Source organism: Nostoc sp. (assembly GCF_036917515.1).
Classification (GTDB): domain Bacteria; phylum Cyanobacteriota; class Cyanobacteriia; order Cyanobacteriales; family Nostocaceae; genus Nostoc.
Genome location: NZ_JBALDE010000156.1, coordinates 38,931 through 55,377 on the forward strand (window position 1 = coordinate 38,931; position 16,447 = coordinate 55,377).

Sequence of the window (16,447 nt, forward strand, 5' to 3'; positions counted from 1 at the left end):
AGAGTCATGGGTTATTCATTCAAATTGACATTGATTGCAAGTATCGTCTCGGTCATGATTGCTCCAACAGTTTGGGCACAACAGAGATCCCCCCTTAACAAAGTAAGATCAACGGAGCAAACCCAGAGCAAGATTCGACAACTAAGTGAGATAGAGCTTGCAAATACCAGCGCTCAATATTTAGTGCAGTCGCCAACACCAAACAACCAAGAGAACCTTGGGGGACAAGTTATACCAATAACGTCCGTGAAAGCTAATCCGACAGCCAAAGGCGTAGAGGTGATTTTAGAGACACCTGCTGGAACTCAACTGCAAGTCACAAATCGCAGTGCGGGCAGCAATTTTATTGTCGATGTATCTGGCGGACAATTGCGTTTACCTAGTGGTGATACTTTTACATTCCGTTCTGAAAAACCACTTGCGGGAATTACTGAAATAACAGCACAGAATATTGATGCAAATACTGTGCGAGTGACGGTCGTGGGTGAAAAGGCTTTGCCCACAGTTGAGTTATATGATGATGATGCAGGGCTGGTTTTTGCGGTAGCAAGTACAGCAACGGCAACTTCTGGACAACAGCCACCTCAACAGCTCCAAGCTATTGAGCCAGGAAACCAAACACCTCAAGAGTCACCATCGGCACAAGGTGATGAGCCAATTGAGTTAGTGGTGACAGGGGAGCAAGATGGATACACTGCATCTGATGCATCAACTGCAACCAAAACTGATACTCCGCTACGCGACATTCCTCAGTCGATTCAAGTCATCCCCCGCGAAGTGATTCAAGATCAAGGTGCGGTTCGTTTGACCGAAGCAGTTCGTAATGTCAGTGGTGTGTCACTCGCAGGCACTAGTGGCGATCGTGGAGAAGATTACACAATTCGGGGATTCAGTGCCAACATTTACAAAAATGGTTTCCTTGATGATTTCTACTCTGCTCGCGCCTTTCGAGACAACGCCAATATCGAGCGAATAGAAGTTCTCAAAGGACCAGCCTCGGTATTGTTTGGACGCTTAGAACCTTCGGGTATCATCAATCTTGTCACCAAGAAACCATTAGCCGAACCCTACTACAATGTAGGTTTTACCGCAGGCAGCTATAGTTTTTATCGCCCCACACTAGATTTTTCCGGTCCATTAACCGAGGACGGAAAGTTGGGTTATCGTCTCAACGTTGCCTACGAAAATTCTGAAAGTTTCCGCGACTTTGTTAACAAAGAAAGATTTTTTATTGCTCCTGTACTCAGTTTGAAAATTGGTGACAACACAAACCTGACTTTGGAAGGTGAATATTTTCACACGGAAAATCCTCTAGATCGTGGGCTACCGGTAATTGACAATAAGATTGCAGATATTCCGATTAGCCGCTATCTCAGCGATCCAAGAAATCAAGTCGTTGTAGATGAATCAAAAACTTACCTAACTTTGAATCATGAGTTTAATCAGAATTTATCGCTACGTAGTGCTTTTCGGGTAACGACTGCATCAGAAACAAATAATCGTTTTGTCATTCAGCCAATTTTTGCAACCAGTAACAACGGAACTATTAATCTTTTCAATAGTGGTCCCGCTAATCAGTATTATGAAACTTATTTTCTACAGAATGACTTAACTGGTAAATTCAATACTGGCTCAGTCAAGCATACACTTTTGTTCGGTGTGGAAGTTGGTAGATTGTATAACCATAATCTGGGCGAGAAAGGACCCGATCAGCCGATTAATATTTTTAATCCTGTCTACAACTTTTCTTATGATGGTCCATATGAAACGTTTAACAATACAACAACCAATACCAACACTTTCGGAATTTACCTTCAAGATCAGATTGCCGTTTTTGATAATCTCAAACTCCTTGTTGGTGGCAGGTTTGATACTTATAATAGTGAAACACAAAATTTCCTCAATTCCTCAACCACAAAGACAGATAGCGATGCGTTTTCACCTCGCGTAGGAGTCGTTTACCAACCGACAAAAGAAATTTCACTGTTTGCCAACTATAGTCGCTCGTTTACTCCTGTGAGTGGTACGACTAAGAACGGTGATGCTTTTGTGCCTGAAAGGGGAACTGGCTATGAAGTCGGCATTAAAGGAGACTTTTTAAATAATCGTCTTTCCTCTACTTTAGCTTTCTACACAGTTACCAAGACCAATGTCACAACTGTTGATCCCAGCGATCTCACCGGAACCTTTTCAATTCAAGTCGGCGAACAACGCGCTCGTGGGATTGAGTTTGATATTGCTGGAGAAATTTTACCTGGTTGGAAAGTGATTGGTTCATACGCTTATTCTGATCCAGAAATCACTGAAGACAATAGCTATCCAGTCGGAAATACTCTGGCTAATACACCGCGACATACTGGTTCATTGTGGACAACTTATACTTTTCAAACAGGTTCGTTAGAAGGATTTGGTTTTGGTGGAGGCATTTTTGCAAACAGCGAAGCTTATGGAGATTTGGATAATTCTTACACCATACCTGGTTTTGTAAGAACTGATGCGGCACTTTTCTACAAAAAGAACCGCTTGAGAGCATCTATTAACTTCAAGAATATATTTGATGTCAGATATTTCGAGGGCACATTTTTGAGGGCAGCCAATCCGGCTGCACCGTTTACAGTTCAAGGAACAATTTCTTGGCAGTTCTAATGTCAGCCTACACGACTGTTTTCCCTCTAGCAAGAGCATACCGTAAAAAGTTTGGTTGCTACCCTGGTTGCTACCGACGGCAATTTAAGTAAGATGAAAAATTCCGTCTAGTCAGCAAAAAAATTCCGTCTAGTCAGCAAAACAATCACCCATTGCTCTCACTTCCTGGTAATCTTTTTGAAATAATTTCCTGATTATCGGTTTGATTATACTGGTGTGGAGAGTCATGGGCTATTCATTCAAATTGACATTGATTGCAAGTATCGTTTGTGTCATGATTGCTCCAACAGTTCGGGCACAGGAGAGATCCCCCCTTAACAAAGTAGGATTAACTGAGCAAACCCAGAGCAAGATTCGACAACTAAGTGAGATAGAGATTCCAAATACCAGCGCTCAATATTTAGTGCAGTCGCCAACACCAAACAATCAACAGAACCTTGGGGGAGAAGTTATACCAATAACGTCCGTTAAAGCTAATCCGACTGCCAAAGGTGTAGAGGTGATTTTAGAAACACCTGTTGGGACTCAACTGCAAGTCACAAATCGCAGTGCTGGTAGCAATTTTATTGTCGATATATCTGGGGGTCAGTTACGTTTACCATCGGGTGAGGCATTCACATTCCGTTCCGAGCGACCACTTGCGGGAATTACTCAAATAACAGCACAGAATATTGACGCAAATACTGTACGAGTGACGGTGGTAGGGGAAAAGGCTTTGCCCACGGTAGAGTTATATGATGATGATGCAGGTCTGGTTTTTGCGGTAGCAACTACAGCAACGGCAACTTCTCCACAACAGCCACCCCAAACACCCCAAGCTAGTCAGCCCGAAAATCAGACACAGCCAACTCAACCATCAGCTTCTGGTGATGAACCAATTGAGTTGGTGGTGACAGGAGAGCAAGATGGATACAATGCTTCCGATGCATCAACTGCAACCAAAACTGATACTCCCCTACGCGATATTCCCCAGTCAATTCAAGTTATCCCCCGCGAAGTGATTCAAGATGAAAATGCGGTTCGTTTGACTGATATCGTCCGTAATGTGAGCGGTGTGGCACTCTCACAAACTGCTGGCGATCGCTCAGAAAATTATACAATTCGGGGATTCAATGCCAACATTTACAAAAATGGTTTTCTTGATGGTTTTGAGGCCTCTCGCGGCTTTCGAGACAGCGCCAATATCGAGCGAGTTGAAGTCCTTAAAGGACCAGCATCAGTGTTATTTGGACGCTTGGAACCTTCCGGTATCATCAATCTTGTCACCAAGAAGCCATTAGCCGAACCCTACTACAATGTAGGTTTTACCGCAGGTAGCTATAGTTTTTATCGCCCCACCTTAGATTTTTCCAGTCCATTAACCCAAGACGGAAAGTTGGGTTATCGTCTCAACATTGCTTACGAAAATTCTGGAAGTTTCCGCGACTTTGTCTATAAAGAAAGATTTTTGGTCGCTCCTGTACTGAGCTGGAAAATTGGTGACAAGACAAACCTGACGTTGGAAGGTGAATATTTCCACTCCGAAAATCCTTATGATGATGGACTATATCTACTTGGCGGTACGATTATTCCAGATGTTCCGATTAGCCGCAATCTCAACGACCCTAGAAGTCGATTTGTTATAGATCAATCACAAACTTACCTGACTCTCAATCATGAGTTTAATCAAAATTTATCGCTGCGTACTGCTTTTCGGGTGACGACTGCATTAGAAACAGATAATCGTTTTTCCCTGAGAGGATTTGCTGCCAGTGACGATGGAACCGTCGATCTTTTCAGTTTTTCCTATAATCAGTATCATGAAACTTACTTTCTACAGAATGACTTAACTGCAAAATTCAATACTGGCTTTGTCAAGCATACACTTTTGTTTGGTGTAGAGCTTGGTAAATTGTATGACAGAGAGGTGTACGATGGAGCTGATGTTAGTGACTCGAACATTTTTAACCCTGTCTACAACTTTTCTTATGGTCCATATGAACGGGGTTATGATGTAGCACAAAATAGTGACTCTTTCGGTGTTTACCTCCAAGATCAGATTGCTGTGTTTGATAATCTCAAACTCCTTGTGGGTGGCAGGTTTGACACTTATCATTCGGAAACACAAAATTTCCTCAATGCCTCAACCACAGTCACAGATAGCGATGCGTTTTCACCGCGTGTAGGAGTCGTTTACCAACCTACAAAAGAAATCTCGCTATTTGCTAACTTTAGTCGTTCATTTGTTCCTGTGAGTGGTAGCAGTAAAAACGGTGATGCTTTTGAGCCTACAAGGGGAACTGGCTACGAAGTCGGCATCAAAGGAGACTTTTTAAATAATCGTCTGTCTTCTACTTTAGCCTTCTACACAGTTACTAAAACTAATATCTTAACTGAAGATCCCAGCGATCGCAATTTTTCCATTCAAGTCGGTGAACAACGCGCTCGTGGAATTGAGTTGGATGTGGCTGGAGAAATCTTACCGGGTTGGAAAGTGATTGGTTCATACGCTTATACAGATGCTCAAATCACTCAAGACAATACATATCCAGTCGGGAATATTCTGGGTGGTATACCCCGACATAGTGGCTCATTGTGGACAACTTATACCTTTCAAACAGGAACATTTGAAGGATTTGGTTTTGGTGGAGGCATTTTTGCGGCTACCGAAGCTTATGGAGAAATTGATAACTTCTACACCGTACCTGGTTTTATACGGACTGATGCGGTTATTTTTTACAAAAAAGATCGCTTGAGAGCATCTGTTAACTTCAAGAACTTATTTGATATCAGATCTTTCGATGGCTCAACTGGGGGTGTAGTCGATCCGGCCGATCCGTTTACAGTTCAAGGAACGATTTCTTGTGACTTTTGACGTAAGCCTTCACTGTCCAATTTCCCTGTACCAAGAATATTTTAAGGTAACTGCTATGAACTCTAAAAAACTACGCGACTTGGTATTTACTCTACACCGCTACATCGGTTTAGCGGTGGGACTGATTGCAATTATTGTCGGCTTAACTGGTACTTTATTGGTCTTCCATTCGGAAATTAGCAGCTTCGATCAGCAGCATCGAATTGGCACAATCACCCCCCAAGGTGAACCCCTGCCAATTGAGGTTGTTCTCAACACTGTCAAAAAAACCTATGCCGATCAACCAGACGCACCAGTGCAAAGGATTTATCTGCCAAGCAAGCCAAATGAGCCGATGAATGTTATTCTCAAAACCAAACAAAACGAATGGACAGAAAACTACATTAACCCTTACACTGGAGCAATTATCGGCAATAACTTAAAGCCAAGCTTCATCCAAAAGTCTTTTGAAATCCTCTACCCACTCCACTATGCTCTTTTAGGCGGTGACTTAGGGTATAAGTTTGTGGGCATTATTGGTTTACTGATGTCGTTTATGAGCATTACAGGTATTATTCTATGGCCGGGTTGGCGCAGATTGATTTCTGGCATCAAAATCAAGTGGAATGCTCATCCCAAACGAGTGAATTTTGATGTTCACAAAGTTGCTGGCGTCATTACGGCAGTATTTCTAATCTTCGCATTTTTCACGGGATTTTGTTGGAGCTTCTCTGAATTTGTCAACCCGGCGATCTATGCACTCACCTTTAGCAAACAGCAAACCGATCCGGTATCTGTTCCCATTGCTGGTAAGTCTCCACTCAGACTTACACAACAATTAAAAACGGCTCAAGCTGCTTTACCGACTGGAGAACTCAGGAGGATTTATTTTCCAACTAAACCAGAAGAAGCTTTAAATGTTGCCTTTAAACTTCCCCAAGAAACTGAAGACTATGGTCAAAGCAGTGTTTATCTTGACCAATACAGTGGCAAGGTTTTGCGAGTCAATAGTTCTTTGAAGTTGTCGTTAGGCGATCGCATCCTCAACTCTTTTACTCCCCTACATTATGGTACTTTCTGGGGACTACCATCTCGCATTTTCTACCTATTTGTTGGACTTGCTCCTCTAGTTTTATCTGTTACTGGCTTTGTGATGTGGTGGTATCGCTACAAAGGTAAAAATCGCTCCCTGCAAACTACACAAACGTTTAAGTTAACAGCAAAAAATTGATTGTAAACCTCATCCATCTTGAAAACTGGAGTTTTTGCAGAAAACATATTACTGTGGATAAGTGGTGTGGTAGAAAATAAAACAGGAATGCTCAAAGTAGAATGCGATCGCCAAAACGAGAGTGTCTCAATCTTGAGAGAAGAACCTTTAATATCATGTCCGGTTAAAGACTTATCATTAAGACCGCAGAGGGACAGAGGAGCTTCAGGTGCAGAGGGGAGGGGTTTTTGCGCTTTCTGCATAGAGAGAGGAAATTATAACTAATTAGCCGGACACGATATAAGAGCAGATCATGCTAGAACTAGTGAGCGTTTAATGGCATTGTATGAGATATGTAATGGAAAAAGTGCGACCGAAGTAGGTTCCTCAACAGGACGAAACCCTCAGACAGTTATGGAGTGGGTACATCGTTATAAATAATTATCATTCTTATACACTGGGGATTTTATTTATTAGAAGTCCCTTAATTCACTCAGGATTCACCACCATACTTATTGAATACTGCAACTGAGTTCTGGCGATCAAAGGAAAGCACAGAAAACGGGTCTTTTCGATTCCCCATCTCCATCCCAGGGGTGCCTACAGGCATTTGAGGAACAGATAAACCAACAACATTTGGCTTTTCTTGAAGCAGACGTTTGATGTCGTCTGCTGGGACGTGTCCTTCGATGACATATCCATTAACAATTGCTGTGTGGCAAGACGATAAGTTATCCGGCACGTTATACTTTTGTTTGACTGTTTCGATGTCAGGCGTAGAAAAATCTGTGATTTTAAAACCCTGTGCCTTTAAGTGAGCAATCCACCCGCCACAACAGTTACAATCGGGACTGCGATACACAGTGGCATTTAGCACTGTTGATTTTGATGGTGTTTGTTGCTCCTCGATGTGCCTAGTGGTACTTATCAGTTGAGCATTACCTGCAATAGAAGTGGGAAAAACAGCTTGAGCATGACTCATAGGAGCAGTGCTTCCCAAGATGCTCAACACCCCAAATGTTAGAACCACTATTTCCACAGTAGCAGGCATCAAGATCGGAAGTAACCATTTTTGCCAGCAATAAATCAATTGTTTGTGCAACATCTGATACTTCATAAATACAATATTGCTTCCAAAACACTCTAAGCTTACGTTGCGTCCCTCAGTGTTTAAAAACACTACGACTTTACACACAAAGAGATATGAATAAAATTAAATATGCGTTATCCAGAATCTTTGTAGAGACGTAACACTGCTACGTCTCTACATTCATTTTCACTCATATCTCTAAAAATGTACTTTTTTCGTGAAAACAAATGGAGCGATGTCTACGACGGGCTACGCCTACGCTTTTCTTGGGCGATCGTCCCATAATTTATATTTTGATTCAGGAATACCTGCCATTTAGATTTGTTTCCCCATCTCCTTCCCTACAAGTTTGCTGTTTTGTGAATAATCTGTATAGCCTTGAATATTTTCTGGTTCAAATGGACGCAATACGCGGGTAGCTTCGCGTGTTAAATACTCATTTCCAGTAACTACAATTAGGTATTTGCCAGCATTCAAACGGTTACGATAGGCTAAAGCATCGCCACTGCCAACTGTTAAGCCGACTCCTCGACCGATTAAACCAGCGCCCAAGGCATCGGCTATAGCTCCTAAAATTCCAGCAAGAAATTCATTGCCAAATCAAGTAACCTGGGAAAATATTTCAATTTCTGTGAGATAGTTGAAGGCATAACCTACAACAAATCCAAAGGGTACAAGCTACCAAAAGAGCCGAGTTGATTGTTTATTAGCTTGCTTGTTGGGATCAATTAGTCCACAAATTACTTAAAGGCGTGATGTAGTCATAAAACTAATTGTTTGTGGCTTGAAACTCGATACACTATCCCAATAATCAACCTGGTTAATATTTACCTTTAGCAAAGCAATATCGGGTTCGTCTAGTCCTTTAGGAAACCAAGTTTGAAGCTCCGGCTTCCATAGCTCTCGCATCTTGTTGCGGTCTTTCACAAGTTGTGCTGTACCTGATATCGAAACATATCGCTGCTGTTCGGGTGACGAGAAACTAATATTAACTTGCTCATAATGTTCAATTTCAGTCACCTTATGGGAACCAGCGTATGTAAAGAACCAAAGTATGCTATCAGAGTCAATCTCACCACTCTTTGACATAGGGTAACTATGCAAACTGCCATCATCATCGACTGTGGTAAACATACCATAATCAATATCTTTGATTAGTTCACGTAGTTTTTGAATCTGTTGCTCGCGGTCTGTAGAGGTTGTCATTGTTTGTACTTTTTTGTCTGCGCTGTAATTTTTGATTACAACCACAATTTAGTGCTGATAAAGTTATTTTTTCAGTATTAACGTTTTTTGTTAAAATTGCGTGAGTCTACGGATGGAATTATCCTAAAATTAGCTTTTTTAGTGATCTCTATAGAGATATTGGTTGAGAGTGACTATTCTATGCATACACAACTTTTAGGCATAGTAAGATTAATTTTATGCTTATTTCTTTAGACATAAATTTTATAGACTCTCCACTAAATTTAAACTGTCTCTATAACTTTAGGGTGATAAAGTCATAATTTAGCAGACACACTACAGGGTCGTTGATTATTTGGAACGAAAATTGATTCTCAAACCTGATGACGCGGGAAACTCAGAAAATACCATAGACTACTTACGATATTTACTAACTCTAACTCACTCTGCCAATCTTGAACTGGGAATGCCTATTTTGGGGCTGCCGCCTCCCTGACTCACGGCAGTAGCGCAATCAGGAATATTTCTAGCCAGAGTCTAGAAACGAGTTTTTCAAAAGGTTTTAGCTTAAATTTTGTATTTTTATTTATTTTCGCCGACTTATTTACTGAGAAAGTATTCAACTATTTTAAGAAAGTTAAATGTTATTTTCCTTGTGGAAAACACCAAAATGAATAAGTCAAATGGCATTTTGAGTAAGTATTTTAATAAAGTAATTAGGTTTTTTGATAAAGTAATCAGCAAATATACTTGACGATTAAAAATTACGGCTGCACATAGCTTGCCTCCTGTTCGCCTTTGGCGTTCCGTAAAGAAGGATACAAAGCCGACGCTCAGATATTCTGCAACTGTGAAATTTTATAATATGACACAGCAATAGCGATCGCCACTCATGACTTATTCTCTGTAAAAAATATGTATTAGATTTTACCTTATAAAGTATTCTTACTCCGGGATGTTAAATTTATACCCTCTGAATGAGCCTCTTCAACCCATAGCAGGAGTATCACTTTCCATTAAGCACGTATTATGAAAAACTAAGAAATCAAATTGCAGTATATCTGCCTTTCAAATTATGGACTGGAAGTACAGGTGGAAAAATGGTTATCGACCAAGCCGAGATGAAGCAGCAAAAAATACTCATTTGTTAGATGAGAGTCAGTTCGAGAATGAACAAGACCGAAAGCTTGCTGAAGAAACTACAAGGAAGCGTTTGGGCGTACCTGCACCAACTTTAGACGAAGACAAATCCATACTACCTCATGCAGCTTCGCCTAATGACAAGGTTTAATACTAAAACATAGGCATTTTTTGCCTATGTCTACTCCATACCATTATCAAGTTTAACAAAATGCAGATTTATCAACTTTTTAGTCGATTAAACAATAAAAAATTTACTAAGTTACTCACTCAGACAATAGCTCTAGGTGTAGGTGTAGGCGCTATTGTTTTATTATCAACTACTAATGCTAATGCTGCCGAGCAAGTCGTTTTAAAGTATGGTACTTTTCAGGGGCAAATATCTGTTGAAGAATTAAGTCAGTTTACAGAAACTGGCAAAACTACCCCAACATTAACAGCTTATTTACAGGCGGCGCAACAAGACCCCGCAGTAGCTCGTAAGGCACTGAAAGCTCCAATAAAAGCTGATGCTGCCTTTTTAAATAATTTACTGTCTAGTTGGGCAGGGCCAATTTTAGTTAATCAAATTGGTGAGGTAGTTCACCCTCCCGCAGGACAATTAGACCAGCAGGCTTTGCGAAGTGCTTTAAGTGCATCTATTAAACAAAATGGTGAAGTTACGCTACTTGGAGCCATTCAGAATTATCCAAATACATCTGTTGAACTTGAAGGAGATCGTCTCATTTCTGTTTATGAACGCCTAAGCAATCTTGCAGAACTCTTGTAAGGGTTACTTACAGACAATGGATTTCTCATAAGATGATTAGTTTAGTGTCTCAAGGGTTATAAATTTTAGTCACATTAGTCGGCTCAAGTTAATACTGATGAGTCTATCTTAGGGTTCATACCCTATTACTTAGAAATTCCCTAACCTAAATGTAGAGTTTAGTCTAAGAATAGGAAAAGGATTTTTATGACAAGCGATGTTTCTAGAGATACTAACAAGAATGTGAATGGGTCACTGATAAGTGGTGTTATCCTGAGTGTTTTGGGCGTTATTGCGATCGCAGCACCTAATTTTACCACCATATTCGCCGAAACTTGGATTGCCGCGATTTTGATTTTCGCCGGATTTACAAAACTAGTTTATGCCACTCAAACCCGCGAGCGAGGAGGTTTTATTTGGAAACTTCTCTTGAGCGGGCTTTATATTGCAACTGGCATCATGCTGCTTGTTTATCCTTTTACTGGTGTTCTCACACTGACTCTGTTACTTGGCACATTTTTGTTAACTGAAGGCACATTCGAGTTAATTCTGGCATTCAAGTTACGTCCACAAGAAAACTGGACGTGGATATTAGCTAATGGCATTATTACCCTCGTGTTAGGTGCAATAATTTGGTTCCAGTGGCCCTTCGATGCGCCTTGGCTGATTGGGACATTAGTTGGTGTCAGTATTATTTTCAGCGGCATTTCACGCGTGATGCTGGCGTTAAATGCGCGTTCTACCTCGAATCCTCCTGACCAAACTGCAAATGCTAGTTAGTAGATAGGAGTGGGGAGATGCAGGACAAGGATAGTTAAAAGTAAAAAGAAAAAAATCTTTTGCCTTTTTACTTTTCAATGCCCAATGCCCAATGCCCCATTCCCAAACTTGAGTAGTCAAAGTTTACAAGATATTGCAGCAGTAATGCCTACGGCTGGCTATGCCTATGCCAACAAAATTGCTAGATTAACTAAGGAAATCAAAATCAAGGCCAGCTAGCTGCAATTAACAATGGTATTTATTGCTACTCCATTCTCGGATATTCAAAACCATTGGGCACGCTCATTTATTACAGCCTTAGCCCAACGCGGTATTGTCAATGGGTTGCCTAATGGCACTTATCGCCCCGATAATTCACTTACCCGTGCTGAATTTGCCGCCATCATCGCCAACGCATTTGGGACAGTTTCCAAGAAGCGGCAGTATATTCCCTTTGTTGATGTACCTACGAATTATTGGGCAGCAGCTGCCATCAAAACAGCTTACGAAAAAGCATTTATTAGCGGGTTTCCTGATAAAACTTTCCGTTCTGCTAACCGAATTACTAGAGTCGAAGTCTTGGTTTCTTTGGTAGGAGGCTTAGAAATTGCCACCAAGGTTAAACCTGACCTCCTTTCAAAACTCTCAGAAATTTATCAAGATTCTATTCAGATTCCTGAGTATGGTAGAAATCACGTAGCTATTGCCACCAGCGCTGGCTTGGTGGTTAGTTTCCCAAATATCAAATTACTCAATCCTAATCTTGCAGCTACCCGTGCAGATGTAGCAGTGATTATTTATCAAGCTTTGGTGTATTTAGGTCAGGCAGAAAAAATTGCCTCTAGTTACTTAGTGCAGCCGCCAATACCAACGCCAACGCCGACACCAACTCCAACTCCAATACCAACACCAACACCGACACCAACTCCAATACCAATACCAACACCGACACCTACACCTGTCAATAGCGTTAAGGTAAATCATAGCCGGGAGTTCCGGGGGGCATGGGTAGTGTCTGTGTGGAATGGTGATTGGCCTTCCAGACCAGGACTTTCTGTTGCTCAACAAAAAGCTGAACTTACCGAGATTATTACCAAATTACAAGCGCTAAACTTCAATGCCTTGATTTTCCAAGTGCGGCCAGAGGGAGACGCTTTATATGAATCTAAATTAGAGCCTTGGAGTGCTTGGATTACAGGAACTCAAGGGAAAGCACCAGAACCATTTTACGATCCTTTAGCGTTTGCGATCGCAGAATGTCATAAGCATAATCTTGAACTCCATGCTTGGTTTAACCCCTACCGCGCTAGCACCTCCACCGACCCAGCAAAAACAGTCCGTCCCCACATCGCAGCTACTAATCCAGAAAGCGTTTATTTGTGGAAAACACAACGCTGGATGGACCCAGGACTAAAAATAGTTCAAGACAGGGCGTATAACGTAATTCTCGATGTAGTGAAACGCTATGATATTGATGGCATTCACTTAGATGATTATTTCTATCCATATCCGATTGAGGGACAATCTTTCCCCGATAATAAAACCTACGCTGCATATAAAGCAGCTGGTGGCACACTCAGCCTTGGCGATTGGCGACGGGACAATGTTAATAAAATGGTACAGCGCCTTTGGCAGGGAATTAAAACAGCTAAACCCGACGTAAAATTTGGTATCAGTCCTTTTGGGATTTATCGCCCCGGACAACCTGCCGGTATTACTGGGTTGGATGCTTACAACGTGCTGTATGCTGACTCAAAGAAATGGTTAGAAGAAGGCTGGATTGATTATATTGCTCCTCAACTTTACTGGCGTACAGACCAACCACAACAAAGTTATTCGGCGTTGCTACAGTGGTGGACACAGGTAAACACAAAGCAAAGACACGTTTATGCTGGTAACAATTTGACAGAACCAAGCAATAAGAGTCGTGAGAGTGATGAGATTGAAAAGCAAGTGAAAATTAGTCGTAGCCAAGCTGGACGATTGTCACTGGGAAATATCTTCTTTAATCTCAGTGTTTTAACAGAAAATAGTCAAGGCATTGCTGACAAATTTCAAAGTCTGCTTTATAACAAACCTGCCTTACCACCGACTTTGCCTTGGCAGCCTTGGCAGGATACAACACCACCATCTGCACCCATTGGACTACAAGTCAATAACCGCAAACTAAGTTGGCAGCCTGGAGATAATCAGCCAGTTCGTTCCTGGACACTTTATCGGCTGAGTGGCGATACTTGGACAATTCAACGAATTTTGTCTGCTGGTACAACCTTCGCTACCGTCCAACAAGCTGGAACCTATGCTGTTTGTGCAGTGGATAGATTAGCCAACGAGAGTGTGGGAACAGTTATTACAGTTAGTTGAACAAAAGTGCTGCCCAGATTTCTGATAACTTTTATGGAGACAACTAACGAATAGGTGTCTGACTCTTCAAGATAAAACCAGTCTGACAATAATAGTGTAACTGCGGCATTAAAACTATCATCACCCGCTCAAACACTTATGCTGGAAATTTTTTGAATAATTAACTCTTATAGGTAAAAAGCATTTTTTAACCTTTTCATAACCTAAGATTAACTAAAATTTATCCAGTATCAGCTCTAGACTTTTTGAAGTAAACATTGTACAAAAAAACTAGGTCGTACAGGATGTAAATTACATGAGTCGAAAAGCCAGTAAAGTCTTTAAACAGTCTGGGGTAATTCCTTACAGAGTGAACAATGGTAAAGTTGAAATTTTGCTAATTACAACCCGTGACTTTCAACACTGGGTGATTCCGAAAGGAGGTATTCCTAATGGTATGAGTCCGCCTGATTCAGCAGCCAAAGAGGCATGGGAAGAAGCAGGAATAATTGGGCAAGTAGATGCAAATGAAGTGGGAACTTACAAGTACCGCAAACAAGGCAAAATTTACTGTGTCAAGATGTATTTATTATCAGTTGATATGCTGAGTGAAGATTATCCAGAAGCAACTAAAAGAAAACGGCAGTGGGTAGAAGTGAATAAAGCTGTCAGGCGGGTTAAGTTTAATTCACTTAAACGAATCCTTAAAGGTTTTTTCCAGGTCAAATCTCAATTTTGTGCATTACGATATTAAGTAATTACCGCAGTAAATGAAAATATATTATACAATATGAAATTAATTAAAGGTTTGTAGTTAACGGCTGCAAACCTTTGTTTATTCACACCTACTTACTTAAATCCATAGTAAAGCTACCCAAGTTTTTATACCGACAATTCCATCAGCCTGCAATTTCTTAGATGTTTGGAAACTAATAATTGCATTCTTAACTGACTCAGAAAAACGCCCATCAATGGCATCAGTATATAATCCAATATCTTTTAATTGCTGTTGTAATTGTTTTACTCTCAGCCCAGAATCTCCAAGCTGCAATCCATTAAATCTATTCAAATCAGCTCGACCACTAACACCAGTTACACCAGATATATCACCTTCATATTGATGGATTAAATATTGTCCCTGCCAAGCACCAGGAATCGTTGGGTTCTTAGTTCCGTAGTGGGCAATCCATAACGGATAATTAGCAAAATCAGATGGATCACCAAGTTCTGTCCAGAAACTAGGGAAAGTATAAATAATTGGTTTGATTGGTTTTTGTGTTTGTTGTAGAAGGGCTTTTTCTACCTCTGCCAACCACTGTTTGGCTGCATTAATTACAGCTTGACTATTTACTTTGTCAGTTACCTCTACATCTATGACTGGTGGTAAGTCTCCCGGTTCTAATTTGCCCAAAGTTTTTAAGAATTCCTTTGCTTGCTGAACCGGGTCAGATGTATGGGGGTGAAAAAAATGATAAGCACCCCGAATAATACCAACTGCTTTCATGGTTTGCCAGTGATGAGCAAAAGCAGAATCTTTGATGCTAACTCCTTCTGTGGCTTTGACAAATGCAAAGGTTTTACCAGAGTTTTTTACTGCCGTCCAATCTACTCTGCCGTCTTGATCGGCAACATCAATTCCTTCCATAAAATTTTTTAACCTTTTTGATTAGTACAATACTGAACTTATCAGAGGCTTTGATTATATTTATGCTTTTTCTGGGTTTTTGAGTAAATTACAGAAATTTACTAGGGTTGAGTGTTAGCGGCTCGTACTGGAGTCACTCTAACTTTGCCTGTACAAGGCTTGATTTGTTCTGTAAGAGTAAAGTACTCGTAAGCATTAGGAGGTGTGATTTGAATTTTACTAGACATCGGGCAGTTTTTCTCTGGGGAACTAATGTGGTTGTATGCCATCTGAAATGAGGCTTGTTTTCCAGGAGCTAAAGTTACTTGTTGTCGAAGTTGCTTACTCGAAAAGTAAGTGTCCTGGGAGCGAATAACTTTAATTCCCTGCAAAGGTTGATCTTTTGCATCCAGTAATCCCAATCCCGGATAACCGTAGAGGGTACAAGGGGATGAGCCATTATTGGTGAAGTCATAGGTAATTGCAACATTCCCAACGCCAGCATCTTCAGAGACTCGGCGCACTGACAATTGGCTAGTTTCACAGCGCGTCGGATTTGTGACAGTAGTGGCTTCAGGGGTAGAATTCTCTGTAGTTTTTTCAGTCGGTGTAGGTGTTAAGGTCAACACAGCTTCTTTTGTCGGCTGTTCAGTGATTGTTGGTAAAGCTTGTGTCTGTTTGGTAACAGAAGAAGAACCGACACAGCCAGTTGTCACCGCAGTCAGGAGCAACAACAGACTGCTTTCCATAAATAGAATTCGCATATCTCTTTTTTTGTAGTGAACTACTTACACTGATGCTTCATATACAGTATAAGTTTCCAATTTCACAAGGGTTATGCACATCCGCTCCAATGACTTGTTCTCCTG

Annotated in this window: 14 protein-coding genes and 1 pseudogene; 10 read left to right on the forward strand and 5 right to left on the reverse strand. The window is 41.0% G+C overall.

The window, feature by feature from the left end:
- Positions 1–6: 6 nt before the first annotated feature.
- The 4 genes from V7K89_RS20350 (at position 7) to V7K89_RS35995 (ending at position 7,130) form a co-directional block, all read left to right on the forward strand.
- Entirely contained in the window at positions 7–2,646 is a 2,640-nt protein-coding gene (locus V7K89_RS20350) for a TonB-dependent siderophore receptor (protein WP_335190265.1), read from the forward strand.
- A 274-nt stretch (positions 2,647–2,920) separates the two neighbouring features.
- Positions 2,921–5,500 carry a TonB-dependent siderophore receptor gene (locus V7K89_RS20355; protein ID WP_335190267.1) on the forward strand — a complete coding sequence of 860 codons (2,580 nt, stop codon included), beginning with the start codon at positions 2,921–2,923 and terminating at the stop codon, positions 5,498–5,500.
- 55 nt (positions 5,501–5,555) lie between these two features.
- Positions 5,556–6,710, forward strand: coding sequence for a PepSY-associated TM helix domain-containing protein (locus V7K89_RS20360; RefSeq protein WP_335190270.1), 1,155 nt, complete (start codon positions 5,556–5,558; stop codon positions 6,708–6,710).
- Positions 6,711–6,989: 279 nt separating this feature from the next.
- Positions 6,990–7,130, forward strand: a complete 141-nt coding sequence (locus V7K89_RS35995) for a helix-turn-helix domain-containing protein (RefSeq protein WP_442941723.1) — start codon at positions 6,990–6,992, stop codon at positions 7,128–7,130.
- A 52-nt stretch (positions 7,131–7,182) separates the two neighbouring features.
- On the opposite strand, the gene V7K89_RS20365 is transcribed toward V7K89_RS35995, so the two are convergent.
- The 3 genes and pseudogenes from V7K89_RS20365 to V7K89_RS20375 form a co-directional block, all read right to left on the reverse strand.
- Complete coding sequence (locus V7K89_RS20365) at positions 7,183–7,806, reverse strand: DUF411 domain-containing protein (RefSeq protein WP_335190272.1); 624 nt, start codon at positions 7,804–7,806, stop codon at positions 7,183–7,185.
- A gap of 288 nt (positions 7,807–8,094) precedes the next feature.
- Positions 8,095–8,514 (reverse strand): annotated as a pseudogene (locus tag V7K89_RS20370) (hypothetical protein); the annotation flags it as partial.
- 9 nt (positions 8,515–8,523) lie between these two features.
- Positions 8,524–8,985, reverse strand: coding sequence for a pyridoxamine 5'-phosphate oxidase family protein (locus V7K89_RS20375; protein ID WP_335190274.1), 462 nt, complete (start codon positions 8,983–8,985; stop codon positions 8,524–8,526).
- Between the two features lie 1,054 nt (positions 8,986–10,039).
- Here V7K89_RS20375 and V7K89_RS20380 point away from each other — a divergent pair.
- From V7K89_RS20380 to V7K89_RS20405, 6 genes are all read left to right on the forward strand, one after another.
- Positions 10,040–10,255: a bromodomain-containing protein gene (locus V7K89_RS20380; RefSeq protein ID WP_335190276.1), complete on the forward strand. Its 216-nt coding sequence runs from the start codon at positions 10,040–10,042 to the stop codon at positions 10,253–10,255.
- Positions 10,256–10,315: 60 nt separating this feature from the next.
- Positions 10,316–10,873 carry an alpha/beta hydrolase gene (locus V7K89_RS20385; RefSeq protein ID WP_335190278.1) on the forward strand — a complete coding sequence of 186 codons (558 nt, stop codon included), beginning with the start codon at positions 10,316–10,318 and terminating at the stop codon, positions 10,871–10,873.
- 186 nt (positions 10,874–11,059) lie between these two features.
- Positions 11,060–11,632 carry an HdeD family acid-resistance protein gene (locus tag V7K89_RS20390; RefSeq protein ID WP_335190280.1) on the forward strand — a complete coding sequence of 191 codons (573 nt, stop codon included), beginning with the start codon at positions 11,060–11,062 and terminating at the stop codon, positions 11,630–11,632.
- Positions 11,633–11,716: 84 nt separating this feature from the next.
- The gene (locus V7K89_RS20395; RefSeq protein ID WP_335190282.1) at positions 11,717–11,851 is read left to right on the forward strand and encodes a hypothetical protein; all 135 of its coding nucleotides are present in this window, start codon (positions 11,717–11,719) and stop codon (positions 11,849–11,851) included.
- Positions 11,852–11,863: 12 nt separating this feature from the next.
- Positions 11,864–13,975: a glycoside hydrolase family 10 protein gene (locus tag V7K89_RS20400; protein WP_335190285.1), complete on the forward strand. Its 2,112-nt coding sequence runs from the start codon at positions 11,864–11,866 to the stop codon at positions 13,973–13,975.
- Positions 13,976–14,270: 295 nt separating this feature from the next.
- On the forward strand, positions 14,271–14,708 hold the full coding sequence (locus V7K89_RS20405; RefSeq protein WP_335190288.1) for an NUDIX hydrolase: 438 nt from the start codon (positions 14,271–14,273) through the stop codon (positions 14,706–14,708).
- A gap of 99 nt (positions 14,709–14,807) precedes the next feature.
- Here V7K89_RS20405 and V7K89_RS20410 read toward each other — a convergent pair whose 3' ends face one another.
- Together V7K89_RS20410 and V7K89_RS20415 are read right to left on the reverse strand one after the other, a co-directional pair.
- Complete coding sequence (locus tag V7K89_RS20410) at positions 14,808–15,599, reverse strand: GH25 family lysozyme (protein WP_335190290.1); 792 nt, start codon at positions 15,597–15,599, stop codon at positions 14,808–14,810.
- A 101-nt stretch (positions 15,600–15,700) separates the two neighbouring features.
- Entirely contained in the window at positions 15,701–16,342 is a 642-nt protein-coding gene (locus V7K89_RS20415) for a DUF4232 domain-containing protein (RefSeq protein ID WP_335190292.1), read from the reverse strand.
- Between the last annotated feature and the right edge of the window lie 105 nt (positions 16,343–16,447).